The sequence below is a fragment of the Rhodopseudomonas palustris genome (assembly GCF_003031265.1).
GTDB classification, from domain to species: Bacteria; Pseudomonadota; Alphaproteobacteria; order Rhizobiales; family Xanthobacteraceae; genus Rhodopseudomonas; species Rhodopseudomonas palustris_H.
This window is the reverse complement of sequence record NZ_CP019966.1, coordinates 4487441-4512031: the sequence shown is the minus strand read 5'-3', so window position 1 is coordinate 4512031 and position 24591 is coordinate 4487441. Positions and strand designations below refer to the sequence as shown.

Annotated in this window: 21 protein-coding genes; 6 read left to right on the top strand and 15 right to left on the bottom strand. The window is 66.7% G+C overall.

From position 1 onward, the window contains the following. Positions 1 to 58 precede the first annotated feature (58 nt). A complete protein-coding gene (locus RPPS3_RS20900; RefSeq protein WP_107345773.1) occupies positions 59 to 859 on the top strand; it encodes an ABC transporter permease in 801 nt (266 codons plus the stop codon). 153 nt (positions 860 to 1012) lie between these two features. Here the strand turns inward: RPPS3_RS20900 and RPPS3_RS20895 are convergent, their stop codons facing one another. Then, positions 1013 to 2959: an AsmA family protein gene (locus tag RPPS3_RS20895; protein ID WP_107345772.1), complete on the bottom strand. Its 1947-nt coding sequence runs from the start codon at positions 2957 to 2959 to the stop codon at positions 1013 to 1015. A 206-nt stretch (positions 2960 to 3165) separates the two neighbouring features. On the opposite strand from RPPS3_RS20895, the gene RPPS3_RS20890 reads away from it, so the two are divergent. The 3 genes from RPPS3_RS20890 to ftsH all read left to right on the top strand — a co-directional run bounded on the left by RPPS3_RS20890 (position 3166) and on the right by ftsH (position 6747). Beyond that, positions 3166 to 3882: a CoA transferase subunit A gene (locus RPPS3_RS20890; protein WP_011159691.1), complete on the top strand. Its 717-nt coding sequence runs from the start codon at positions 3166 to 3168 to the stop codon at positions 3880 to 3882. Positions 3883 to 3893: 11 nt separating this feature from the next. Further along, complete coding sequence (locus RPPS3_RS20885) at positions 3894 to 4544, top strand: 3-oxoacid CoA-transferase subunit B (RefSeq protein ID WP_011159690.1); 651 nt, start codon at positions 3894 to 3896, stop codon at positions 4542 to 4544. A gap of 352 nt (positions 4545 to 4896) precedes the next feature. Further along, positions 4897 to 6747: an ATP-dependent zinc metalloprotease FtsH gene (gene ftsH / locus RPPS3_RS20880; RefSeq protein ID WP_107345771.1), complete on the top strand. Its 1851-nt coding sequence runs from the start codon at positions 4897 to 4899 to the stop codon at positions 6745 to 6747. 20 nt (positions 6748 to 6767) lie between these two features. Here ftsH and RPPS3_RS20875 read toward each other — a convergent pair whose 3' ends face one another. The 4 genes from RPPS3_RS20875 to RPPS3_RS20860 all read right to left on the bottom strand — a co-directional run bounded on the left by RPPS3_RS20875 (position 6768) and on the right by RPPS3_RS20860 (position 11322). After that, positions 6768 to 7406 carry a hypothetical protein gene (locus RPPS3_RS20875; RefSeq protein WP_107345770.1) on the bottom strand — a complete coding sequence of 213 codons (639 nt, stop codon included), beginning with the start codon at positions 7404 to 7406 and terminating at the stop codon, positions 6768 to 6770. Positions 7407 to 7521: 115 nt separating this feature from the next. Next, positions 7522 to 9159 (bottom strand): ABC transporter permease, encoded by a 1638-nt coding sequence (locus RPPS3_RS20870; RefSeq protein ID WP_107345769.1) that lies wholly within the window; start codon positions 9157 to 9159, stop codon positions 7522 to 7524. A gap of 163 nt (positions 9160 to 9322) precedes the next feature. Beyond that, the gene (locus tag RPPS3_RS20865) at positions 9323 to 10333 is read right to left on the bottom strand and encodes a Fe(3+) ABC transporter substrate-binding protein (RefSeq protein ID WP_107345768.1); all 1011 of its coding nucleotides are present in this window, start codon (positions 10331 to 10333) and stop codon (positions 9323 to 9325) included. A gap of 119 nt (positions 10334 to 10452) precedes the next feature. Then, complete coding sequence (locus RPPS3_RS20860; RefSeq protein ID WP_234820007.1) at positions 10453 to 11322, bottom strand: LysR family transcriptional regulator; 870 nt, start codon at positions 11320 to 11322, stop codon at positions 10453 to 10455. A gap of 66 nt (positions 11323 to 11388) precedes the next feature. Between RPPS3_RS20860 and RPPS3_RS20855 the strand changes: the two genes are divergently transcribed. Next, complete coding sequence (locus tag RPPS3_RS20855) at positions 11389 to 11826, top strand: tautomerase family protein (protein ID WP_234820004.1); 438 nt, start codon at positions 11389 to 11391, stop codon at positions 11824 to 11826. A 23-nt stretch (positions 11827 to 11849) separates the two neighbouring features. Here RPPS3_RS20855 and RPPS3_RS20850 read toward each other — a convergent pair whose 3' ends face one another. From RPPS3_RS20850 to nirK, 6 genes are all read right to left on the bottom strand, one after another. Continuing rightward, positions 11850 to 12065: a hypothetical protein gene (locus RPPS3_RS20850; RefSeq protein ID WP_107345766.1), complete on the bottom strand. Its 216-nt coding sequence runs from the start codon at positions 12063 to 12065 to the stop codon at positions 11850 to 11852. Between the two features lie 173 nt (positions 12066 to 12238). Further along, positions 12239 to 13867 carry an MBL fold metallo-hydrolase gene (locus RPPS3_RS20845; protein ID WP_107345765.1) on the bottom strand — a complete coding sequence of 543 codons (1629 nt, stop codon included), beginning with the start codon at positions 13865 to 13867 and terminating at the stop codon, positions 12239 to 12241. Continuing rightward, the gene (locus RPPS3_RS20840; protein ID WP_107345764.1) at positions 13864 to 14775 is read right to left on the bottom strand and encodes a ribose-phosphate pyrophosphokinase; all 912 of its coding nucleotides are present in this window, start codon (positions 14773 to 14775) and stop codon (positions 13864 to 13866) included. The genes RPPS3_RS20845 and RPPS3_RS20840 overlap by 4 nt, the downstream gene beginning before the upstream one ends. Then, the gene (locus RPPS3_RS20835; RefSeq protein ID WP_107345763.1) at positions 14772 to 16316 is read right to left on the bottom strand and encodes a thymidine phosphorylase family protein; all 1545 of its coding nucleotides are present in this window, start codon (positions 16314 to 16316) and stop codon (positions 14772 to 14774) included. Before RPPS3_RS20835 ends, RPPS3_RS20840 begins: the two co-directional genes overlap by 4 nt. 149 nt (positions 16317 to 16465) lie before the next feature. Continuing rightward, positions 16466 to 17347, bottom strand: a complete 882-nt coding sequence (locus RPPS3_RS20830; protein WP_107345762.1) for an SUMF1/EgtB/PvdO family nonheme iron enzyme — start codon at positions 17345 to 17347, stop codon at positions 16466 to 16468. Positions 17348 to 17499: 152 nt separating this feature from the next. Then, on the bottom strand, positions 17500 to 18612 hold the full coding sequence (gene nirK, locus RPPS3_RS20825; protein WP_107345761.1) for a copper-containing nitrite reductase: 1113 nt from the start codon (positions 18610 to 18612) through the stop codon (positions 17500 to 17502). A gap of 237 nt (positions 18613 to 18849) precedes the next feature. Here nirK and RPPS3_RS20820 point away from each other — a divergent pair, with 237 nt between their 5' ends. Further along, the gene (locus tag RPPS3_RS20820; RefSeq protein ID WP_107345760.1) at positions 18850 to 19074 is read left to right on the top strand and encodes a DUF1858 domain-containing protein; all 225 of its coding nucleotides are present in this window, start codon (positions 18850 to 18852) and stop codon (positions 19072 to 19074) included. On the opposite strand, the gene RPPS3_RS20815 is transcribed toward RPPS3_RS20820, so the two are convergent. The 4 genes from RPPS3_RS20815 to RPPS3_RS20800 form a co-directional block, all read right to left on the bottom strand. Then, a complete protein-coding gene (locus RPPS3_RS20815; protein ID WP_107345759.1) occupies positions 19047 to 19757 on the bottom strand; it encodes a Crp/Fnr family transcriptional regulator in 711 nt (236 codons plus the stop codon). The genes RPPS3_RS20820 and RPPS3_RS20815 overlap by 28 nt on opposite strands. Positions 19758 to 19840: 83 nt before the next feature. After that, on the bottom strand, positions 19841 to 20245 hold the full coding sequence (locus tag RPPS3_RS20810) for a type II toxin-antitoxin system VapC family toxin (protein WP_107345758.1): 405 nt from the start codon (positions 20243 to 20245) through the stop codon (positions 19841 to 19843). After that, the gene (locus tag RPPS3_RS20805; protein ID WP_011159676.1) at positions 20242 to 20493 is read right to left on the bottom strand and encodes a type II toxin-antitoxin system VapB family antitoxin; all 252 of its coding nucleotides are present in this window, start codon (positions 20491 to 20493) and stop codon (positions 20242 to 20244) included. The genes RPPS3_RS20810 and RPPS3_RS20805 overlap by 4 nt, the downstream gene beginning before the upstream one ends. Before the next feature lie 376 nt (positions 20494 to 20869). Then, positions 20870 to 24448 (bottom strand): PAS domain-containing protein, encoded by a 3579-nt coding sequence (locus RPPS3_RS20800; RefSeq protein WP_107345757.1) that lies wholly within the window; start codon positions 24446 to 24448, stop codon positions 20870 to 20872. Positions 24449 to 24591: the final 143 nt, after the last annotated feature.

The following is a 24591-nucleotide window of genomic DNA, read 5'->3' as shown; positions in this document are numbered from 1 at the left end:
GCGTAGTCTCAGGTTGCTGCGAAGAATACCCTCCCCCTCCAGGGGAGGGTACAAAAACATGAAGCTCTCCCGTTTCAACCTCGTCTCGCTGACGCTGGGGCTGGCGTTTCTGTATCTGCCGATCGTGATCCTGGTGGTGTATTCGTTCAACGACTCCCGCCTGGTTACGGTGTGGGGTGGCTGGTCGCTGCGCTGGTATCGCGAGTTCTTCCAGGATCAGCCGATGCTGGATGCCGCCTGGATGAGCCTGCGCGTGGCGCTGACCTCGGCCACAGCAGCGGCGGTGCTTGGTACGCTGGCGGCGGTGGCGCTGTCGCGCGCGGGCCATTTCAAGGGCCGCACGCTGTTCTCCGGGATGCTGTATGCGCCGCTGGTGATGCCGGAAGTGATCACCGGCCTGTCGCTGCTGCTGTTGTTCGTCGCGATCAACGCCGAGCGCGGATTCTGGACAGTGGTGATCGCCCATACCACGCTGACGATGTGCTTCGTCGCGGTGGTGGTGCAGTCGCGGCTGCATGCGCTCGACCGCAGCATCGAGGAGGCGGCGATGGACCTCGGCTGCGCCCCGGTGGAAGCGTTCCTGCGCGCCACCGTGCCGTTGATCTGGCCGGCGATCGCGGCGGGCTGGATGCTGGCGTTCGCGCTGTCGCTCGACGATCTGGTGATCGCCAGCTTCACCACCGGCCCTGGTTCGACCACGCTGCCGATCCGGATCTATTCGGAAGTGCGGCTCGGGGTGAAGCCGGAGATCAACGCGATCTGTACCCTGATCATCGCGGCCGTGACGGTGCTGATCGTCATCGCCTCACTGGCGTCGAAGCTGTCGAAGACCCAGGCCGACAACGCCGCGCCGATGTGATGTGGCACAAGTCCTCGTGCTGGCGAGGAGCGTAGCGACGACGCATTCCAGCAGCTCGATGTTGGGCGAGCTGGATTGCTTCGCTGCGCTTGCAATGACGGAGAGGGGCATGCCGGTGCGTAGCCGGCGGCTACGCAGATCACGCTGAGCTGATCAGTTCGCCTTCGGCTCGGGCTGCGCGGCGGCAGGTGCGTCGGCCGGCGGCTCGGCGTCCTGTTTCTTGCCGGTGATCCGTTCGAGCACCGAGCGCACGGTGTCGCGGGTCTTGCGATCCTTCACGGCGTCGAGCAGCGGCGCCGAGGCGGGCGAGCGGCGGATCAGGCTTTCCGGGTCCGGGAAGATCAGCGGATCGTCCCACGGGCCCTGCACGATGAACGGCAGGTCGAAGCCGGGCTTGGCGGCGGAGCCGCCGGCAAGGCTGGCGACGCCCTTCAGGTCGTACTCGCGCGCCGGCACCGAAGCAGTGCCGCTCAGCGAAATCCGCGCGGTGGGGCCGTCGATCCGCACCTCGTCGGCAGTGGCGATGCCGTCCGCAAACCGCACCGAAACGGTGAGCTTGTCGAACGGGGTGTTGCCGCTGCGGAAGTTGCCGCCGCCGGACAGCGGCCGCCGCTCCAGCCGCTTCAGCAATTGTTCGACGTTAAAGCCGCTGATCGCGCCGTCGTGGCCGGTGAGCAGCGCGGAGCCGTCGAGCGATTGCGCCAATCCGAACGGGCTCGCACCTTCGGCTTCCAGTGACACGCTGAGGTTGCCGCGCCCCGACAGGTTGCGTACGCCGAGCAGGTCGGCCGCGCAGGTCTGCAGCTCGACGTCGTTGAACTGAAATTGCGCCTTGATGCTGGCGGCCTTGTCGGAGCGCGAAATGCCGAACGTACCTTGCGCGATGCCGCCATACACTTGAGCCTCGCCGACGCTGAGCGCCAGCGCACCGCCGCGCAGATTGGCGCTGATCGCGGTGCGGCCGAGCGTGGTGCTGCCGATCGAAACTTTCGCGGCCGACAGCCGCATGTCGAGATCGACCGGATCGGCCGACGACAGATCGAACAATTGCCGGTTCCAGTCGCGCGCGCCGCTGGCGAGCAGGCGGATCGTCGACAGATACGGCGTGACGTCGATGCTGCCGGCGGCGAGCGTCGCCTGCAGGCCCTGATGGCCGCCGGCGATGCTGTAAGTCATCACCCCTTCTGCGACGTTCTTATCGAGCTCGACGTTGACGTTGGTGAGCGCGATCGAAGAGCCGACCAGATTGGCGCGGGCCTTCAGCGCGAAGCGGCCGAAGCCGCCGGTGCCCGGAGGCTCCTGTCCGGCCCAGCGCAGCGCGTTGCGCAGCGAGGCGCTGTCGGCGCTCACCGTGCCGATCAACGACAGGCTGGTCTTGTTGGTGATGGTGCCGTCGAACGCGATCTTCATCGGCGCGCCGGCGAGCCGCAGCTTGATCCCCGACGTGTCGCCGCGCAGCGCCGCGATGAAGTCGGCGACGGTGATCGAGCCGTCGAGGCGTTCGCCGCGGAAGTCGAACTGACCGGTCGCCGCGAAGGTGCGCGAGATCGACGGCCATGCCAGCGACAGGTCGATGTCGTCGATATGCTCGTGAACGCCGGCTGTTTCGTCGCGATAGCTGAGTTCGCCGTCCTGCAGCCGGATCTCGGAGAACGACACTTGATCGTCGAGACCGGGCTTCATCGTCCGGGTCAGGCTGTCGATGAACGGCGTCCAGTTGCTGCGGCCGTCGGCGTCGCGCACCACGTGGATCGACGGCTGGTTGAGCATCACGTCGGCGATCTCGAACCGGCGCAGCAGCAGCGGCAGCAGCCGCAGGTTGGTGATCAGCGTCTTGACGCTGAGCGCCGCGTCGGCGCCGCCGTCTTCGTCGCTCTTCAGGCGTACGTTGCTGAACGTCACGGTGCTGCGCGGGAAGATGGTGACGTCGATATCGCCGTCGACCACCAGCTTCAGGCCGGTGGCGGCGCGAAGCTGCTGCTCCACGGCCTGGCGCAGGGCACCGCGGTCGATCGTCAGCGACAGCGCGAACGCCCCTGTCACGGCGACGGCGATCAGCACCGCCACCGAGATCCCGAGGCGCTTAATTCCTTGGGCCATCGCCAACCAGTTTCCGGAACGTGAGCGTGAATGAGGTGTGTGAGAGGCGGCTCCCAACAGGGCCGTACCCGGGGCGCAACTTGCTCGGTTTTCTTGGCGCTTTCAAGGCTTTCCGGGTGTTACAGGGCCTGGTGCAATTGACGGGTTGCGGGGTTTTTGCCTAATAGACCTAATCGCAGCAAAGCCGGCTCAAAGGTCCCTGCATCATGAACAAGGTCTACCCCGACGCCAAGGCGGCACTCGACGGCATCTTGCGGGACGGCATGATGATCATGTCCGGCGGCTTCGGCCTTTGCGGCATTCCCGAGACCCTGTCCGACGCGATCCGCGACGCGGGCGTCAAGGATCTCACCTTCGTTTCCAACAATGCGGGCGTCGATGGCATCGGCCTCAGCCGGCTGCTCGAAACCCGCCAGATCAAGAAGATGATCTCGTCCTATGTGGGCGAGAACAAGCTGTTCGCGCAGCAGTTTCTGGCCGGCGAGCTGGAATTGGAATTCGCCCCGCAGGGCACCCTGGCCGAGCGCATCCGCGCCGGCGGCGCCGGCATTCCGGCGTTCTTCACCAAGACCGGCGTCGGCACGCTGGTGGCGGAAGGCAAGGAAATCCGCGAGTTCGACGGCGAGAAATACGTGATGGAACGCGGCCTGTTCGGCGACATCGCGATCGTCCACGCCTGGAAGGGCGATACCGCCGGCAACCTCGTGTACCGAAAGACCGCGCGCAACTTCAATCCGATGATGGCGACTGCGGCGAAGATCACCATCGCCGAGGTCGAGCATCTGGTGCCGGCGGGCGAGATCGATCCGGATCATATCCACACCCCGGGCATCTTCGTGCAGCGCATCGTCCACGTGCCGAACGCGAAGAAACACATCGAGCAGCGTACCACCCGCAAGCGTGCCGAATCGGCGGCGAGCTGAGGAGATCCCTGATGGCTTGGACCCGCGAACAGATGGCGGCGCGCGCCGCCAAGGAATTGCGCGACGGCTTCTACGTCAACCTCGGCATCGGCATTCCGACGCTGGTCTCGAACTACATCCCGGATGGCGTCGACGTGGTGCTGCAGAGCGAGAATGGCATGCTCGGCATGGGGCCGTTCCCCTACGAGGGTGAAGAAGACCCGGACCTGATCAACGCCGGCAAGCAGACCGTCACCGAGCTGCCGTCGACCAGTTACTTCTCGTCGGCCGATTCCTTCGCGATGGTTCGCGGCGGCCATATCGATCTCTCCATTCTCGGCGCCATGCAGGTCGCGCAGAACGGCGACCTCGCCAACTGGATGATTCCGGGCAAGATGGTGAAGGGCATGGGCGGCGCGATGGATCTCGTCGCCGGCGTCAAGCGCGTCGTCGTGGTGATGGAGCATTCCGCCAAGGACGGCCCGAAGCTGTTGAAGACCTGCAACCTGCCGCTCACCGGCGAGCGCGTCGTCGACATGGTGGTCACCGATCTTGCGGTGTTTACAATCGACAAGCACGGCAATGACGGCATGGCGCTGATCGAGCTTGCCGATGGCGTCACCCTCGACGAGGTCAAGGCCAAGACCGAAGCCGAATTCCGCGTCGCGCTGAAGAACGCCTGATTCCGCGGCGCCGCGCACCGCCGCCGTGAAGCTGCGGCGGCACGCCGCGCGGTGTCCGGTGATCTTGAAACCCGTTACTGTTCCCCTAGATCGAGCGGTACCGGCCCTGTGATGCGGGGCCGGCACGCCGCTTGAGTGTGTCGCCCGGCAGGTGCTCACTTGCCGTAAGCCTTTACACGCGGCCGCGCACTCTCAAGGCCTGATCTCATAGCGCCGCTCGCGATGCGGCTTGCCGCTCCTCGCGCGCTCTGCTGCGGGTTGGCTGCGGGAACTCGGCCGTGAGCTGCGGCGTCTTTGTCGGACGAAGGAGCAATGCTCCCGTCGAGGGAGCGCAGCGGGGGGAGTCACCGTCGTGGAGCTCAACAAGAAGACCCAGTTCAACATCTGGTACTGGCTGGTCGCACTCTTCGTCTTGCTCGGCTTCCAATACCTTTTCACCACCGCGACGCTCGTCGCGCAGCTTCCTTACAGTCAGTTCGAGACCTATCTGGCCGAAGGCAAGATCGCCGAGGTCGCGGTGTCCGATCGCTTCATCCAGGGGCGCTTCAAGGAAGCGATCGACGGCAAGCCGATGTTTATTACCACCCGGGTGGAGCCTGATCTGGCGCGCCAGCTTCAGGACAAGGGCGTCGTCGTCACCGGGCGGATCGAGAGCACATTCTTCCGCGATCTGTTGTCCTGGGTGGTCCCGGTCCTGCTGTTCGTCGGCGTCTGGATGTTCATCATCCGGCGGATGGGCGGCGGGGTCGGCGGCGGCCTGATGCAGATCGGCAAGTCGAAGGCCAAGGTCTATGTCGAATCCAACACCGGCGTGTCGTTCGCCGATGTCGCCGGCGTCGATGAGGCCAAGGACGAATTGAAAGAGATCGTCGATTTCCTGAAAGATCCGGACGGCTACAGCCGGCTCGGCGGCCGGATGCCCAAGGGTATCCTGCTGGTCGGTCCGCCCGGCACCGGCAAGACGCTGCTGGCCAAAGCGGTGGCGGGCGAAGCCGGCGTGCCGTTCTTCTCGATCTCCGGCTCGGAGTTCGTCGAGATGTTCGTCGGCGTCGGTGCCGCGCGGGTGCGCGATCTGTTCGAGCAGGCCCGCGCCAAGGCTCCGGCGATCATCTTCATCGACGAACTCGATGCGCTCGGCCGTGCCCGCGGCATCGGGCCCTACGCCGGCGGTCATGACGAGAAGGAGCAGACGCTGAATCAGCTCCTGGTCGAGCTCGACGGCTTCGATTCCTCGACCGGCCTGGTGCTGCTCGCCGCCACCAACCGCCCCGAAATCCTCGATCCGGCGCTGCTGCGCGCCGGCCGGTTCGATCGCCAGGTGCTGGTCGATCGGCCGGACAAGGCCGGCCGTATCCAGATCCTCGGCGTGCATATGACCAAGGCGAAGCTCGCCCCGGATGTGTCGCCCGAGCAGATCGCGGCGCTGACGCCCGGCTTCACCGGCGCCGATCTGGCGAACCTCGTCAACGAGGCGACGCTGCTGGCGACCCGCCGCAAGGCCGATGCGGTGACGATGCAGGACTTCAACAACGCGATCGAGCGCATCGTCGCGGGGCTCGAGAAGCGCAACCGCCTGCTCAATCCGAAGGAGCGCGAGATCGTCGCCTATCACGAGATGGGACATGCGCTGGTGGCGATGGCGCTGCCCGGCGTCGACCCGGTGCACAAGGTGTCGATCATTCCGCGCGGCGTCGGCGCGCTCGGCTACACCATCCAGCGTCCGACCGAGGATCGCTTCCTGATGACCCGCGAGGAACTGGAGAACAAGATGGCGGTGCTGCTCGGCGGCCGCGCGGCGGAAAAGATCGTGTTCGGCCATCTGTCGACCGGTGCAGCCGATGACCTGATGAAGGTCACCGACATCGCCCGCGCCATGGTGACGCGCTACGGCATGAGCGAACGGCTCGGCCACGTCGCGCTGGAGAAGGATCGCCGCTCGTTCCTGGCGAGCGACCAGCCGTATTACGGGCCGCAGGAACGTAGTTACTCCGATGAGACCGCGGCGGCCGTCGACGACGAGGTCAAACGCATCGTCGATGCCACCTTCGATCGCACCGTCAAGCTACTTGGCGAGCGGCGCGACCAGCTCGAACGCTCGGCGCGCCGGCTGATGGAGAAGGAGACACTCGACGAGCAGGACCTGCGGGCGTTTGCCGGCGAAGGCGCGCGAGCGCCTCAATCTCCGGCCGAGGCACCGGCCTGAGCCAGTGCCGACACGACTGATCAGCGCCGGCCGCCCGAGAACATCGGCGACTCGCCGGGCAGCAGATTGGAACGGATGTCGCTGTCGGTGGTGCCGTTGTACTGGGTGTAGCCGGCCGACAATGACAGGCTGACATTCGAGGTCGGCTTGATCTCGATGCCGGCGTTGACGGTGGTGGCTGCGGTATTGCTGCTGGCGAAGCCCGGCGAGGTCAGCGAGGTGAAAACGTCGGGCTTGTACTTCAGGCTGTCGACGCCGCCGAACAGCGTCACCGGCATGTCGCCGACGCCCTTGAAGCGGTAGCCGTATTGCGAGCCTTCGGACGCGAGCGAGCCGAAATTGCCGAATGCGCCGGCGCCGCCTGGGCTGTTCCAGCCCAAGCCGCCGGCCAGCGGTGTCACCGGAGCGCTGTAGCTCCGTGCCACGAAGCCGCTGCGCAGCTCGCCATTCTCATCGGTCTCAGCAGTGAAGCCGGGAACGTCGCTCCAGCTCAGCGCTTTCCAGCTCTCGGTCGCGCCGCCGCCGAAGCCGAACGGCCCGCCGGGCACCCAATAGCGGATCGGTGCCACCTGCGCCTGGGCGGACGCTCCGGCGAGGAGCATCGCGGCGAGGGCGAGGCCGCAGCGGGCGGCGACAGGAGAGATCCGGATCTGCGTCATCGGGCGGATTATACGGTCGTGGACGGGTCGGGGCCAGCCGGTGCTGCGGATCGCCGCAGCGCCGGAGTTCCGCACCTATCAGCCACGGGATGAGGGCGGCAGCGTGGCGGCCGGCTCATTCCGGCAGGTCGGAGAACCGGGTCAGCCAGATCACCGGCGGAATGCTGGCGGCGACGATGATCAGGGCCGCCAGGGCGCCGTCCTCGAAGCTGCCGCGGCTGGCGTATTGGTAGATCGAGGTCGACAGCGTCTCGACGTTTAGCGGCCGCAGCAGCAGCGTCGCCGGCAGCTCCTTCAGGCAATCGACGAACACCAGGATCGCTGCGCCGACCAGTGCCGGGCGCAGCAGCGGCAGGTCGATCTTCCAGAGCGTGACGAGGCGGCCGGCACCGGCGGCGCGGGCCGAGTCGTCGTAATCGCGCGGGATGCGGTCGAACCCGGCCTTCAACAGCCCGGTCGGCACCGCCAGGAAGCGGATCACATAGGCGGCCACCACCGCCCCGCCGGTGCTCATCAGGATCAGGCCGGGCGACGGATAGCCGAAGGAGCGGAAGATGTTGGCGACCGTGCCGTCGATCACCAGCACCGGCGTCAGCAGCCCCAGCGCCAGCACCAGGCCGGGTAGCGTGTAGCCGAGCTGGGCGACCGCCATGGCGGCGCGGGTGGTGCGGGCCTCGCGCCAGCGCGTGGCCAGCACCACGATCAGGCCGAGCCCGAGCGCGATCAGGGTGGCGAGCGCCGCGAGCGCCACGGTGTGCAGGGTGTCGCGCCACAGCGCCGGGTCGATCCCGATCGACAGGCTGCGGCGCAGGCTTTCGCCGAGCAGATAGGCGGCCGGCAGCACGAAGCCGAACAGCGGCGGCAGCAGACAGGCCATGGTTGCGAGGCCGCCCTTGAGGCCGCGCAGCCGCGTCCGCGACCGCAGCCGCGGGCTCTCCGCCGACAGCTCGACGCTGGCGTTGCGCCGGCCGATGCGCTCGATCGCGATCAGCAGCGCGGCGAAGCCGAGCAACACCAGCGATAGCTGCGCCGCGCCGGCGAGGCTGCCGCGATTCAGCCAGGTGTTGAACACCGAGACGGTGAGGGTGCGGACGCCGAGATATTCGGAGGCGCCGATGTCGTTCAGCGTCTCCAGCGCGGCAAGCGCGACGCCGACCGCCAGTGCAGGCCGTGCCATCGGCAGCACCACCCGGCGCAGGATGGTGAAGCGGCCGGCGCCGAGCGTCCGCGCGGCCTCGATCGCATCCGTTCCTTGCGCCTGAAACACCGCGCGGGCCGACAGATACACGTAAGGATACAACACCGCGGCGAGCAGCAGCATCGCGCCGGGCAGCGAGCGCATTGGCGGCAGCCATTGCACCGCCTGCGCGGCCGGCATCACCAGGCTGAGCGCGCGATGCACCAGCCCGAGCGGCTCGAACAGATCGACATAGACGTAGGCCGACAGATAGGTCGGGACCGACAGCGGCAGAGGTAGTAGCCAGATCAGCGCGGAGCGGCCGGGAAAGTCGTGCGACGACACCAGCCAGGCCGTAGCGGTGCCGATCAGCAGCGTCAGCGTGCCGACGCCGGCGATCAGCAGCGCGGTGTCACTCACCGCGCGCGGCAGCACATAGGCGATCAGATGCGACCACACCTCCGGCGCCGGCTGCAGCGCGATCAGCATCAGGCTGACCACCGGCGCGGCGACGAGCAGGGCGGTGAGGAGAGCGAGGACGAGGACTGTCTGGTCGGAGGGCGGTGACGGCCTCATTGCAGACGTCGCTCTGTCTTGCCACCAGGCGACAAGACGTCGCCGTCCTGAAGGTCGTCATGCCCGGGCTTGTCCCGGGCATCCACGCCTTCAGGCTCAGCTTCGCACGTGGCCGTGGATGGCCGGGTCAAGCCCGGCCATGACGGAAAGTCAGTCCCGTTTGTCAGTTGTCGAATCCGACCTTGTCGACCAGCGTCGAGGCGGCCTTGCGGTTGGCGGCGATCTTGGCGATCGGCAGCGGATCCGGCTTCAGCTTGCCGTAGCCGGCGATGATCGGGTTGAGCGGCACCCCGGCGCGGATCGGATATTCGTAGTTGGCGTCGGCGTAGATCTGCTGCGCCTTCTCACCGGCGAGCCATTCGATCAGCTTCACCGCGTTGGCCTTGTTGGGCGCGTGCTTGGCGAGCACGACGCCCGACAGATTGACATGGGTGCCGCCGCCTTCGAACGTCGGCAGCACCACACGGGTCGCGTCCGCCCAGGCCTTCTTGTCGGGATCGTTCAGCATCAGCGCCCAGTAGTAGGTGTTGCCGATACCGAGATCGCATTTGCCGGCCGCGACGTCGCGCGCGGTCTCGCGGTCACCGCCGGACGGCTTCTGCGCCAGATTGGCCTTCAGGCCACGCAGCCATTCCTCGGCCTTGGCCTCGCCGTGCTTGGCGACGTAAGCAGCGAACAGCGCGTTGTTGTAGATGTGCTGGCCGGAGCGGATGCAGATCTTGCCCTTCCACTTTGGATCGGCCAGCTCTTCATAGGTGATCGCTTCCTGCTTGACGCGATCCTTCGAGGCGTAGATCACCCGCGCCCGCATCGAGATGCCGGCCCACTGGCCGTTCGGATCGCGGAACTGCGCCGGCACGATTTCGTCGATCACGGGCGAATTGATCGGCTGGCTGATACCCGCCGCCACCGCATCGTCGATCCGGCCGATGTCGACCGTCAGCAGCACGTCGGCTGGGCTGTCGGCGCCCTCGGCCTTGATCCGCTGCTCCAGACCCGAGCTCGCCGAGATCACGTTGACGGCGATTCCGGTGTCCTTGGTGAAGGCATCGAACAGCGGCTGCACCAGCTTGGTCTCGCGGTAGGTGTAGACGTTGACCTGCTCGGCGGCCCCGGCGGCGAACGGCACGAAAACGGCGGCAAGTGCGAGGGCAGCGGCACGGAAACGGCTCATACGGCGGGCTCCTGACGAAAATCGAGAACGCTTGTCAGTAGCTCAGGCCATCAGGGCAGTGCAGCGGCGCAATGTCGCGATTAGAACTATTCCAGCCCAGCGAAGCGCGGCGGCGCCGGTCAGCGCAGCTGCTCAGCCAGCATGTCGCGCACCTTGCCGACCAGCGCCGGCTCGTCACGGCGCGGCGGAACCAGGCTGAATTCGACTTCGGGCAGCGGCGGCAGCCGGTTGCCTGCGGCCAGCACCACGGCGTCCGCCGGCACGGCCGACGCGTTGAGGCAGGTCAGCCCGAGTCCGGCGGCCAACGCCAGGTGCAGTCCTCCCACGCCGGAGGCCGAGTGCATCACCGTGTGCGGCAGCCGGTGCGCCGTCAGTGTGCGCGCGATGAAGCGCTGCAGCGAGCAGGTGTCGGGCAGCACGACGAGCGGCAGGACGCCGTCGTCCGGCATCACGAACGAGCGGTCGGCGACCCACAATAGCGGCTCGCGCCGCAGCTTGATCCGCTTGGCCGCGTTCCGCCGCGACGGACGGTCGAGAATCGCCATCGACAGGCCGATGTCGAATTCATCGGAATCTGCGGTCTCCTCGATCAGCGCACTCTTGCGGATCGAGACGTGTAGCCGCAGATGCGGAAACTTGTCGCGCACGCGGCGCAGGATGCCGGGCAGCGCACCCGGCCGAAAGTAATCGGTGATCGCCAGCCGCAGTTCGCCGGCGAGCTGGGCGGCGTGCATGTCCCGATAGGCTGCGTCGCTCAGCGCCAGCAGCTGGCGGGCGTGTCCGATCAGGCGTTCGCCGGCGGGGGTGAGGCTGGCGCCGCTCTTGCCGCGCCGGAACAGCGGTTGCCCGCACATCTCCTCCAGCTTGCGGATCTGCTCGCTGACCGCCGATTGCGACCGGCATAAGCGAGGCGCTGCCGCCGACAGGCTGCCGGTCTCGGCCACCACCACCAGCGCGTTAAGGAGATCGAGGTCGAACAGCCGGCTCATCATCCACCCGAAAATCAGATGGATGATATCGTATCTTCCCGTTTTTCAGGAGAAAAGAGCCGCGGCATGATCGGCATCGACATCCACCACCAGAAAGCAGCGGATATGCCCGGCATCACCCTGACGGTCTCCCTTCCCCTCGACCCGGCGCTGACCGGACGGCTCGCCGCCGCGGTCGCCGAACTCACCTGCCGGGTGCTGCGCAAGGAACTCGATCGCACGGCGGTGTTTATCCGCCATCATCCGGCCGATCAGTGGTTCATCGCCGGCCGTGCGCTCAGCGACTGGCGCAAGAACGCATTCAAGCTCGAGGTTACGATTACCGACGAGACCAATACCAAGGCGGAAAAGGCCGCGTATCACCGCGAGGCGTTCGCGCTGCTGTCAGAGCTGATCGGTGACCTGCATCCGCACTCGAATATCCATATCATCGACTGCCGGGCGGCGGCCTATGGCTATGGCGGGGTCACGCAGGAGGCGTATGCGTATTGCGCGCCGGGCTGACAACGTCCGGCGCGGCAACGGCCTCAGAGCAGCAGGTTGCCTGCACCGTTCTGGCAGGCCGGGCATTTGCACGCATGGAAATTGACTTCGGCGGCGACGTATTCGGCGCCACAATGAATGCAGGCGATCTTCAGATGCGGACGTCGATCAGCGCTGCAGCTGGCCGCCCGGGCGACCAGATACTGACCGAGTGCATTCTGGTCGCCTTCGGCGACATGATAGTTCGCACTCACGAGCATCCCCCGGATTGTGCATGTGCGAGATAGTCTAGCACACAGCCCTCGGGGGAATGCAATTCGAATAGCTGCAATCGAATCGCGCAATTCGGTGGCGCAGCGGTGTTGTAATGCCGAGAGTGAATCAAACCTTGCACGAATGGTATTCAGGCCATGAGGTCCGATCCATAACGGGGCTAACGCCGCCCCGCCTGCGCGCCGTTGCCATTGCCGTTGTCGTCGAGCGCGCGGCGCAGGCGGCGAATGATCACGCTGCGCGCGCGCTCGTCGGCCGCGGCTTCGACGCTGGCGTTGATATCGAGCAGCAGCTTCGACATCTCGTTGTGCCAGTCGAGCTTGACCACTGATTCGGGCTCGAGCCGCCGGCGATGCTTGCCGTCCTGCGCGGTCGGAACCGGCGTGGTGAGTTCGTAGACGTCGTCGAGCACAGGCTGAAAGATTTTCGCGGCCGGCAGCACGCCGCCGCCGAGTCGCTCCGCCAAGGCGGCGATCGCGGTTTCCTCACCATGGGCGAGGAACAGCCCGCGATCGATCGGCCGCCGCTCGGTGATCCAGCGCGTCAGCTCGCCGGCGTCGGCATGGCCGGAGTAATCGTCGATGCGGCGGATCCTGGCTTTGACGCGGACTTCTTCGCCCATGATCCGCACCGCCTTGGCGCCCTCTTCGAGGAAGCGGCCGAGCGTGCCGTTGGCCTGATAACCGACCAACAGAACGGTACCGGTGGAGCGGCACAGCCAGCGCTTGAGATGATGGCGGATGCGGCCGGCATCGCACATGCCGCTGGCGGCGATGATGATGTGAAAGCCATTGAGCTTGGCGATCGCCTTGCTCTCTTCCACCGTTTCGGTGAAGCGCAGATGCGGCGAGGCCAGCAGCCGTTCGACATCGACGTCTTCGTCGAGATCGGCGGCATGGCGGCGGAACACTTCGGTGGCGCGGATCGCCAGTGGTGAATCCAGGAAGATCGGCGCGCTCGGGATCGTTCCCTTTTCCATCAGGTCGATCAGGTCGACGATCAGCTCCTGGGTGCGCTCGACTGCGAATGCCGGAATCACCAGGGCGCCGCGCGCTGCGGCCGCGGCGTTGACCTCGGCGGCGAGCCGCTCGTGGCGGAGTTTGGGCGAGGTCGGCTCGCGCACGCGGTCGCCATAGGTCGACTCGCAGATCACGTAGTCGAAATGCGCAGGCGCTTCCGGATCGGGCTGCAGCAGCTTGCCGTCGGGGCCGATATCGCCGGAGGCGAGCAACCGCAGCGCCGATGACGAGCGTCCCTCGCCGTCGATCTCGATTTCGATCGAGGCCGAGCCGAGCAGGTGACCGGCGTTCCAAAACCGCGCGCGCACGCCGGGGAGGACGTTGACCCAGCTTTGGTAATCGACCGGATAGAACGACGACAGCGTCGCGATCGCGTCGGCTTGGGTGTAGATCGGGCTGACCTCGGGCTTGCCGCGCGCGGCGTTGCGGCGGTTCAGCATCATCACTTCGGACTCCTGGATGCTGCCGGCGTCGGGCAGCATGTAGGAGCACAGATCGATCGTGCCGCGGGTCGCCAGGATCCGCCCCTTGAAGCCCTCGCGCACCAGTTTCGGCAGCAGGCCGCTATGATCGATATGCGCGTGTGTCAGCAGCACCGCGTCGATCTCGGACGGGCGGAACGGAAACGCTCCGTAGTTCAGCTCCTTCAGCGTCTTGTGGCCCTGGAACAGGCCGCAATCGACCAGGAAGCGCTTGCCCTTGGTCTCGAACAGATAGCAGGAGCCGGTGACGGTGCGCGCAGCGCCGCAAAATCGGATGGTGACACTCATGCGCGGGTCTCCTGAATGGTCGTGCCGATCTCGGCTCGCAGCGCCTCGACGAACAGATCGTCGAGTGTGATCGCGTTGGTCGGGTGCGGCACGGTGTGGGTGGAGCGGATGGTGCGGATGCCGGCGGCGGCGAAGTCGCGCAGCATCGCCGGGGGAAACAACGCGTGGGTGATCACCGCGTCGACAGACGTTGCGCCGGCGCCGAGCAGCGCGCGGGTGCAGGCGATCAGCGTGCCGCCGGAGGAGACGATGTCATCGACCAGCAGTGCCGGCCGACCCGCGACCGCGCTTGCATCAGGGAACGCGATCTCGACCGAGCGGTCGCCGTGGCGGATTTTCTGCGCCACCGCCGACCGCGTGCCGATCAGTTTGGCGAGCGCATCCACCCATTGTTGGGATTCGGAATCCGGTCCAACTACCACGGTGTCAGGATCGAGCGTGCCGCGCAGCGCCGCGGCGATCGCCGGCATCGCCGACAGCTCGTCCGCTGCGATGCCGGGGAACACGTCGCCGAGCCGCGGCGTGCGATGCAGATGCGGATCAACGGTGATGACGCGGTCGACCAGCCCTGCCAGCAGCCGGCCCATCGCTTTTTGGCTGATCGCGTCGCCGGGATGGAACGCGACGTCCTGGCGCATGTAGCAGAGATACGGCGCCAGCAGCACCAGCCGGCTGCAGCCTTCGCGGCGCAGCGCTTCGGCGGCGAACAGGACGGTCACCAGCTTATCGTTGGGCTGGTCGAGCGGCAGATACAGGATCGTGGTCGCAGCCGCGGGGCCGACATTGACGGCGATCTCGCCGTCCGGAAAACGGTGCTGCGTGATCAGATGCGCCGGCACGTCGAGCCTGGCTGCGAGCCGAATGGCATCGTCCGCAGCCGAGTCCAGATAGCGCAGGGCGACGCTCACGACACCAGGTCCACGTCGGCCGGCGTATGGTGATTGATCGCGAAGCCGGACTCCGCCTGCGCGGCGGCCAGCGCCAGATCGAATTCGGCTTGGTCGGACGCATACACCCGATACAGCGGCTCACCCTTTTCGACGCGGTCGCCGATCTTCTTGAACAGATCGATGCCGGCGCCCTTGGCGACCGGCGCGGCGGCGCTGCGGGCGAGGCGATTGATCCGCAGACAGTCGATGCCGTTGACCACGCCATCGGCGGCCGCCAGCACGTCGGCAGCGTAGCTGCCGAGCTCGGATGGGCACGGCGACGGCCCCTGCGCGTCGATGATCTGCTGCATCTTCTTCAGCGCCGCCCCGCTGTCGAGCAGCTCCTTGGCGCGGGCATAGCCGGCGCCGCCGCGCAGCTTCGGATCGTATTCCAAGAGATGCGCGGCAAGCCGCAGCGATTTCTCGCGCAAGTCGGCCGGCGCGCCGGGCTCGTTGCCGAGCACCGCCATGACGTCGCGGGCTTCCAGCACCGGGCCGATACCGCGGCCGATCGGCTGGCGGCCGTCGGTGGTGACCACCTCGACGCCGATCCCGAAATGATCGCCGACGAATTCGAACAGCTTGCGCAGCCGCATCGCCTCGTTGGCGCTGGCGACCTTGGCAGAGGGGCCGACCGGGAAGTCGATCAGCAGCCGGGTCGAGCCGGCGGCGAGCTTCTTCGACATGATCGAGGCGACCATCTGCTCCGGCGTGTCGAGGCTGAGCGGGCGTTCGACCGAGATCAGGATGTCGTCGGCGGGCGACAGGTTGACGTGGCCGCCCCACACCAAGCAGCCGCCGCAGGAATGGACCACCTGCTTCATCTGATCGACGTCGAGATCGACCCGCGCCAGCAGCTCCATGGTGTCGGCGGTGCCGGCCGGCGAGGTGATGGCGCGCGACGAGGTCTTCGGAATCATCAGTCCGTGCGCGGCGACGATAGGCACCACGATCATCGTGGTGCGGTTGCCGGGGATGCCGCCGATGCAGTGTTTGTCGACGACGATCGGGGTGTCCCATGTCAGTTTGGTGCCGACCGAAGCCATCGCGCCGACCAACGCCAGCAGCTCGTCGGTCGAGGTGAAGCGCGCGGCGCTGATCAGGAACGCGGCGATCTCCATGTCGGAGTAGCGGAAGTGCGCGAGGTCATCGACGATCGCGGTGATCTCCGCCGCCGACAGCGTGTGGCCCTGGATCTTGGCGCGCACCGCATCGAGGCTGGCGGGCGACCGCGCCGGCGTCACCGACACCGCACTGCCGACCGGCTCGTTGAAGCGGCGGAACGCCGGCTCCGACAGGCCGAGTTCATCGGGGCCGATCATCGCGTCGTCGTCGGTGATCATCAGCGTCGCCAGCAGCACCTTGGAGTTGATGCGCAGTTCGACGCGGCTGAAGCCGCGAAACACTTCGGGTCGCAGGGCGCGCGAACGGCGGGAAAGCACCGCGACGTTTTCGCGGCCGGTATCGAGGCTGATCCGCCGGATGGTCAGCGGCGGGCGGGAGAGATCGGGAGCATTCAAGATAGCGCAACTCCGCGCATCGGCCGGGCGGCCTTCAGGAGCGCGTGGCGAAGCGGCGGGTGCCGGGACACGCGATGGCCGAGGCTAGAAGCTCGGCCCGCGGGTCTATTTGATGCGTGTCAATGTCCTGCGCGGCCTTGGGTCGCGGTTCAAATCCCGGCCGATGCCATCGCGCGGCCCAGGTACTCGCGCAGCCGCGCCAGCGGCACATCCTGTTCGCGCACCAGGCGAAAACCCAGATGGATCGGCGGCAGGCCGGCCGAACAGCCGCCGGCTTTGGCGTCGCGGATGAAATCGGAGACGTAAGCGCGGTGCAGCCCTTCGGCGATCCGCACGCCGCAATTGGCGGTCTGCGCCTGCGGCCGGCCGGCGGCGTCGATCGCGGTGCGGTCGAAGCAGGTGGTGGTCCATTCCCAGACGTTGCCGGACAGATCGAGCAGTCCGCGCTCGTTGGCGCCGAAGCCGCCAAAGCTGCGCAAGCTGGCCGACAGATCGTCACGATCGGACTCGCGTTCATAACGCGCGATCCACCGTACCGACGGATCGTCGCTGTCCGAGGCCAGCCCGTCATCCTTGAACTTGCTGCCGGCCGCAAACGCCCATTCGGCGTCGGTCGGCAGCCGGTAGTGTGCGCCGGTCTTGCGCGACAGCCAGTCGGCGTAGGTGGTGGCGTCCTGCCAGGACACCTGTACGGCGGGCCTGTCGGCGCGAACCGCGGTGTTGGCCGGCATCGGATGGCAGGCGCCATCGTCGACGCAGAGTTGATAGTCCGCCGTGCTGACCTGATGCAGCATGATCGACAGCGGTCGGTCGAACTGCAGCTTGGTCCGCGGCGCCTCGATCTGCCGGCCATCGCGGGTGAATTCGCCGGGCAGCCGGTAGTCGATCGCGCCCGGCGCGATCTCGACCATCGCCTGCTGGCCGTCGAGCGCCGCGTCGCCGTGGCCGATCACCAGCGGCGTGACCGCCAAAGGCGTGGCGAAGCCGGCGAGGGCAGCGAGGGCGATCTTGGCTTTGAAGGCGAGCAGCATGGCAGCAACCAGGTCATCTGTCCGTCATTGCGAGGAGCGAAGCGACGAAGCAATCCAGCTCCGATCGCTGGACTGGATTGCTTCGCTTCGCTCGCAATGACGGGTGGGACGCGAGGGACCCGCGCGGACGCGGGTCCTGGTGGCGGAGGTGATTAGTTCGTCGGGCCGCCCGGGATCGGGCCGGGTGCGCTGACCTGCTTCATCAGGTCGTCGTTCCACTTGCCGTCGACCTTGAAGTGCGCGGTGGCGCCGAGCTCGATCGCTTCGATCAGGTTGTGGTTGAGGTAGGCGTAAACGCCCGGCTGCTTGAAGGTGTAGAGCGCAGCACCGGCCGAACCGCCGCGAATGAACCAGGTCTCCAGATTGGTCTCCGGCGGATTGGCGAACTTGCCGGTCTCCCAGACGTAGTCGCCGTGACCGCCGATCAGGTGCGGGCGGGTGTCGCGGTTGGCCTGCGAATGCACGATCAGCACGGTCTCGCCGACCTTGGCGGGCATCGCGTTCTTGCCGGTCAGCGCTCCGACCTTGCCGTTGAACACCACATGGGTCGGGATCAGCTTGCGCATCACCTCGGCGGTGTCGACGTAGGATTCGGCCGGCGACGCATAGGCCTTGTATTTGCCGTTCTGATCCTTCGGCACGTACATGTCCTGCTCGCCGATGTAATAGACCCGGTCGTAGCGCAGCGGCTTGCCGTTCCGATCCTTCAGGCCGTCACGCGGCAGCACCATGATGGCGCCGTTCATGCCGGAAACGACGTGCCACGGGATCATGTTGCCGCCCGGAGCGCAGTGATACACGAATACGCCCGAGCGATCGGCCTTGAAGCGCAGCACCACCTGTTCGCCGGGATTGATCAGCGTCAGCGCGCCGCCACCGAGTGCGCCGGTCGAGGCGTGGAAGTCGATGTTGTGCGGCATGGTGTTGCTGGCGGGATTGACCAGCGTCAGTTCGACATAGTCGCCCTCGTGCACCACCATCAACGGTCCGGGCATCGAACCGTTGAAGGTCATCGCCTGGAATTTGGTGCCGTCTTCGTCGATCACCACTTCCTTTTCCTGCACCACCATCTTGAATTCGACGACCTTGGGTCCGTCCTTGGTGGCCTGCTGATGCGCGTGCACGAACGGCGGTGCGACCAGTTCGACCTTCTGGCGCGGCAGCTTGGAGACATCGTCTTCCGCGGCGGCTGCTGCCACGGTCGGCGCGCTGAGTAACAGTGCGGTGACGGCAGCGCTCAGCAGAGTATCTCGGCGGGTCATCATGGTGGAGGTCCTTGCGGCTGGATTGAAACTCGGCTGGCGCAACCATGCTCCTGCCGCGCCACCGCTGTTTGTCCCAGCACAAGCTCGCAGATGAATACCTTTCAACTGCGGGATCGCCCGCATCCGTCATTCGTCGGATGTGACAACTACGAGGTGTAGGAACCCTCCGAAACGTTGTCGCGCGACAAAGAACGCCGCCGCCCCGGGCCTCAGCATGGCGGGTCAACGGAGACGACAATGTCGATTGACCGCACCCTCGTAGTCGAAGACGTGATGCGCCGATGGCCGGCGACGATCCGGGTGTTCCTGGATTTCAAGCTCGCCTGCGTTGGCTGCCCGATCGCGACGTTTCACACGATCGAGGATTCCTGCAACGAGCATGGCATCGCCGAGGCGCCGTTTCTCGCGGCGCTACGCGAGGCGGTGGCGCAGTCTCAGGAGGTCTTATCGTCGGGCGCCTGATCGGCCAGCACCACGAGTTGATGTGGCTCGCGCAGCACGATCTTCTGCCGGCCGCTTTCGATCAGGCCCTTCTGCTCCCAGCCCGACAACAGCCGGCTCACGGTGTGCAGCGTGGTGCCGGTCATCTGTGCGATGTCCTGCCGGCTGATCGGGAAGTCGATCTGCACGCCATTCTCGACCTTGCGGCCGCTCTGCTTGGCGAGCCGCAGCAGCGCATGGGCGACGCGCTGCTCGACCTGCTGGGTCGACATCTCCACCACCCGGGAATGCGTCTCCTGCAGCCGGCCGCCGACGGTGCGCAGCGTGTTGGTGGCGAGCGCCGGATACTGCTCGACCAGCCGCGGCCACGCCGCGGTCGGCCAGGCCAGCACGATCGAATCGTCGACCGCGGTGGCAGTCGCCGGATAGCGGTTGAGCCCGATCGCCATCGCCACACCCAGCGTCTCGCCGGGCGCGACATAGCGCACCACGATCTGCTCGCCGGCCGGCGTCACCTTGCTGGCGCGGACGTGGCCGTGCAGCAGCACAAAGAACGAATGAGCGTCCTCGCCCTGTTCGAACACATGGCCGTTCTTGGGAACCCGGATCGACCGCGCCTCCAGCAGCACGGCGTCGAGCTCCGCCGGGCTCAGCCCCGCAAACAGCGGCAGTTTCGCAACCAGGGAAGTATCGATCGTCGCCATCGAGGCTCTCGCGCCAGGGTTCGGTCCGCGCCAGCTAAATCGCGATTGCCGGCGGGGGGCAAGGGGGAAGCCCAGGGAGAGATCTACGTGACAAGCGGAATATCGGTCAGCGGAAAGTCGTTGCCCTTGCACAGCAGGGGGGCATTCAAAGCTTTGGCCAGCGCATAGGCGAAGCAATCTCCGTAGTTGAGAGCTGCTTTGTGGCCGGTCCCTTTCCCGAACCGCAGATGCGCCGAACGCGCGTATCCGGCCTGCTCGGTGGTGACGGGCTCGATCCGGATGCGGGCCGCCGCGATGAAGTCATCAAGCCATCGTTCGGCTTTGGCTGGCTGAATGTCCTTTAGTCCACGAAGAGCGATCGCGGCCTCCAGCAAATTGCCCGAGGAGAGAACCGGTTGGTCGTCGGAGGCGATGAGCCGCGCAAACTGGGCTGCCTCTGGTTCCTCGCGAAAGATCGCAATGATCGCCGACGTGTCGATGACGATCACGTGGGCAATCCGTTCTCATCGTAGCCGAGAATCTCGTCTGGAGTTCTCCCGGTGTCAGGCAATGCGGCGTACCGGCCTCCGATTTTCAGCAGTCGTTGCGCGATCTGGTCGGTTTGGCGGCGACGATGCTCGCGGGCGAGCTGTTCGCGCAGCGCATTGGTCACCGCCGCAGTGAGGCTCTCCCCGGTCATGCGGGCCAGCTCTGTCGCTAACTGATGAGCTTCGTCGTTCTTGATGTTGAGATGCATGCGATCTCCGATTGGTAGAAAAGTCGCATTTGTCTACCGCGCCATGTAATTTGGTCTGGCGGGAGGCGCTTGACAAGGGGGGGGGGCGTCCAAGGGACTGTATTCCTAATATTGCCTTCCATCGGGGGCGTTTCCGGGACGCTGTGAGATGCGGGGTGAGGCGGTGGCGCCTGCGGGCGGGAAGCAGACGTGCTTCCTTCCTTCGGGAGGCTAAGGTCGCCGTCCGCCGCTACGACGAGCGGCTGCCCTGTGCGTGGCTGGACGGGCGCAGAGGATGCGGGGAGATCCTCGCCAGACCCGGTCACTCACGCAATCATTTGCGGGTACCGCTTCCGCATGCCCGGAGCGGATGCTTCGCGCGCGATGTAGGGTTCGCTCACACCGCCGCAGGCATGTGGGCGAACACCACTTCGATCAGCGTGCCGGATTGCGGCGCGCTTTTGATGTGGAAGGTGGCGCGGTTGGCTTCGACCAGCGCCTTGGTCAGCGACAGGCTGACGCCGGCGGCTTCGGTGCGGTCGCTCGGCGTGCGGAACGGCTGCAGTGCGGCGGCGAGTTCGTCGTCGTTGAGACGGCTGCCGGTGTCGCGGACGCGCAGCACCACTTCGCCGGCATCGCTGAGCGCTGTCGAGACGATCACCTGTCCGCCGGCATTGGCCAGATGGATCGACGTACTGATCAGGTTCATGACGATCTGGCGCAGCGCCTGTGCGTCGGCCACCACCGTCGGCAGCGAATGCGCCAGCGAGGTCCGGATGATGATGCGCTCGCGGTTGGCGCGCGGCTGCATCACCGCGACGCTCTGTTCGACCAGCTCATTGAGGTTGATGCTGGCGAAGGCGAGATCGAGCTTGCCGGTCTCGATCCGCGACAGATCGAGCAGATCGTCGACGATGCCGATGACGCGTTCGCCCGAAGCGCGGATGTCCTTCAAGTAATCGACGTAGCGCTCGTTGCCGAGCGGGCCGAACCGTTCCTCGATCATCACTTCGGCAAAGCCGATAATGGCGTTGAGTGGCGCCCGGATCTCGTGGCTGAGCCGCGCCAGCACATCCGCCTTGGCGCCGGCGGCGCGTTCGGCGAGCCTTTTGGCCTGGCTCAGTTCGGTTTCGGTACGCTGCACCTGCGACAGATCGCGGAATACGGCGAAGAAATTCGGCCCGTCGGCGCGGGTTCGGCCGATCGTCATGCTGAGCGGAAACAGTCCGCCTTCACGCACCTGGCCGAGCGCTTCGAGCCCGTGGTCGAGCACGCTCTGGGCGCGGCCGCTCTTAATGCTGTCCAAGTAATCGAGCACGGCGGCGCGGCTTTCAGGCGCGAACAGCTCGATCAGATTGTGCTGCGCCAGCGCGTCACCGTCGTAGCCGAACAGCGCTTCCGCGCTGCGGTTGGCGGCGCTGATCTGGCCGGCCTCGTCGAACATCAGCACGCCTTCGGCGGTGGTGTCGAGAATCGCGCCGAGTTCTTCGGCGTTCGCGGCGCCGACCACCGAGGGCGCGTCCTCGAGCGCAGTCGCCGGCGCGAACGGCAATTCGGGCACGGCGGTCGGTGCAGGGGTGGGCGAGCAGATCAGCGCCAGCGCCTGATCGCCGTCCCAGGCGATCGTGAACAGCCGCGCTTCGGTCGGGGCTGCGTCGCCGCCTTGCGCTGCGGTGATGGTTATCGGCGTGCCGGTCTCCGAACCGCTGCTGGATTCGCCGACGCCAGAGTCGACATACAGCGCATCGAGGCCGCCGGCCTCTTCGAGCGCGGCGACGCTCGGAAAGCCCATCCGCGCCAGAAACGCGGGGTTTGCATAGAGCAGCCGGTCGAGCCGATAGATCAGCACGCCGACCGGCATCAGATCGAGCAGCAGGCGATCGCGCGCGCTGGCGCCGCTTGCCGGCGTGGGCGTCGGCGCGAGCCACTCGGCGCGCGGGGCCTCCGGCGTCTCGGCGGGGGCGGCTTCCTGCTCCGGCGCAACTTCGTCGTCGGCAATCGATGGAGCATCAGCGGTCGGCGGAGTTTCGCTTGCGAGCCGGGCTGCCAGTTGCTGCGCCAGTTCGTGGAAGGCGCTGTTCTCGCCCGGGGTCAGCGACGGCGCACGCGCGTCGTTGGCGGCGCGGAACGGCAGGACGTTTTTCGGGGTATCCACGGGCGTGTCCAAGGGGTTCAGGAGCGGGTCCAGAGCAGGGGCCTGGTCTGAAGCGGGGGAGTGCGGCGCGCGATCGGCCGACAGCGGCTGCGGCCGCGGCGGCGGTTCGTTCGAGCCGTGCCGGCGGAGCGCCGCGAGATAATCGAGCGCGGCGAGATCGCGGCAGACGCCGAAGCCGCGATAGCCGGCAAAGGCGCCGCCCTGATCCTGCACCGGCAGACCGGACATTTCGATCGGCAGCCGCAGTGCGGCGCCGTCAGCCGGCCATTGCAGCGTGATGCCGCTCCAGGTGTGGCGGGTGGCAAGTGCGGCCGCGACGAGACCTTGCGGATCGAGCCTGAGCCGGTCGGCGACCTCGCTCCAGCGCTCGCCGAGATTGGCGGCGGTGTGCGGGCCGATCAGGCGGAGGAATTCGTCGGAGGCGATCGCCAGTCGGTCGGCCAGATCGATCTGCCAGACGAAGCGCAGCGGATGCCGGCGCGGCGCAGGCAGTTCGGGCGCCGTGTCGACGGCGGGTGCAGCGTCGGTTGCCGCCGGCTCTGCAGCGGCCTGCTCGGGTGCCGCGGATTGTTCGGTGGCCGGCTGCGGTTCGTTCGCGGCGACGTCCGGTTCTGCCGGCTCGTCGGCGACGGCCTCGATGTAAGGCGAAGGCTCATGCGTCGTTTCAGGCGCGACAGGCTGTTCGACTGAGACCACCTCGGCGGCGGGCTGTTCGACAGGAGCAGCCGGCGGCGAATGCGGCGCGTTGCTATCGACACTGTCCACCTGCGGCTCGGTCGCTGCCGACTGCGCCTCGGCAGCGGGGGCGACGTCGTCGAGCAGCGTGAATTCGGCGGGCGCTTCGCTCAGGATCGCGAAGGTCTCGTAGTCGGGCTCAGCCGATGCCGCCGTGGTTTCGGCCGGCTGCTGATCGGATGAGGGTTCTGGAATCTCCCGTTCGACGGGCGGCTGCGTAGCGCTGGACTCGTCGTTTGCTCCCGGCGCAACCGCGATCGGCTTTGCCGCTGGCTCAGCAGCCTGCGGAGCTTCGACAGTCGGCCCGGCCTGTGTGGCCGGCTCGACCGGCGCCTCAACGGCCGTGGGATGCTGGGCTTCAAGCTGTGGATCTGAATCAGGCTGAGGCTGCGGTTCTCGAGACGTGGTCTTCGGCTGCGGAGCAGGCTCCGTGATGGTGCCCGGCGCCAGCAGCGCGATCAGGCCAACATCCGCGCCGCTGCCGACCCGCTGCAGCACCAGATGGCCAAATCCGATCGGCGTTTCGGCACGGCCGAGCCGCAGCGCGTCGGCGCGCGCCTGGTCGAGACCAGCCTCACTGAGATTGCGGAAGCCGAGCAATGTGCGCGCGGCGGCGCTGGAGCCGACGAACAGGCCGTCGCTGGCAAAAGCTGCGATCGGGGTATCGACGCCTTCGACCAGGCCGCGCAGCCGGTCGATCAGCGGCATCGGGCGGCCGATCGATTCTGCTGCGGCGATCAGAACCCCGGCGCTGCCATCGGCGAAAAAGAGCCGGGTGCAGGCGCAGGTCACCAGCGCGCCGAGCGGGGCGCCGAAGCCGCGCAGCCGTTCCAGCCGCGTCGCGCCGTTCTGCGGCAGCTTGGCGGCGAGCTGGGCGACCTGACGGCGATGCGGATCGGCGGGACGGAAGCTGCGGCCCGCGAGCTCGGCGGCGTTGGCGGCGCCGAACAGCCGAGCGGCGACTGGGTTTGCCCAGAGCACGCGGCTGCCGTCGGTCGACCACAGCCACGCCGGCAACGTCCGGGTCGCGTGCACCGCGAGCCGGGGATCGTCGACCCCTCGCAATTGAAAGTCCCAGTTCGTCATCGCTACTCGTACGCCCGGCTCGCCAGCGGTTGCGCCTGTGGCCGACAGAGCGCGGGGCCTGAGAACCTTAACAATTCATTATCGCCAGCGGCTCCCGTTAGGTCCACGTTTGCGATGAGGCTATCCCGTCTTAAGCGCCGATA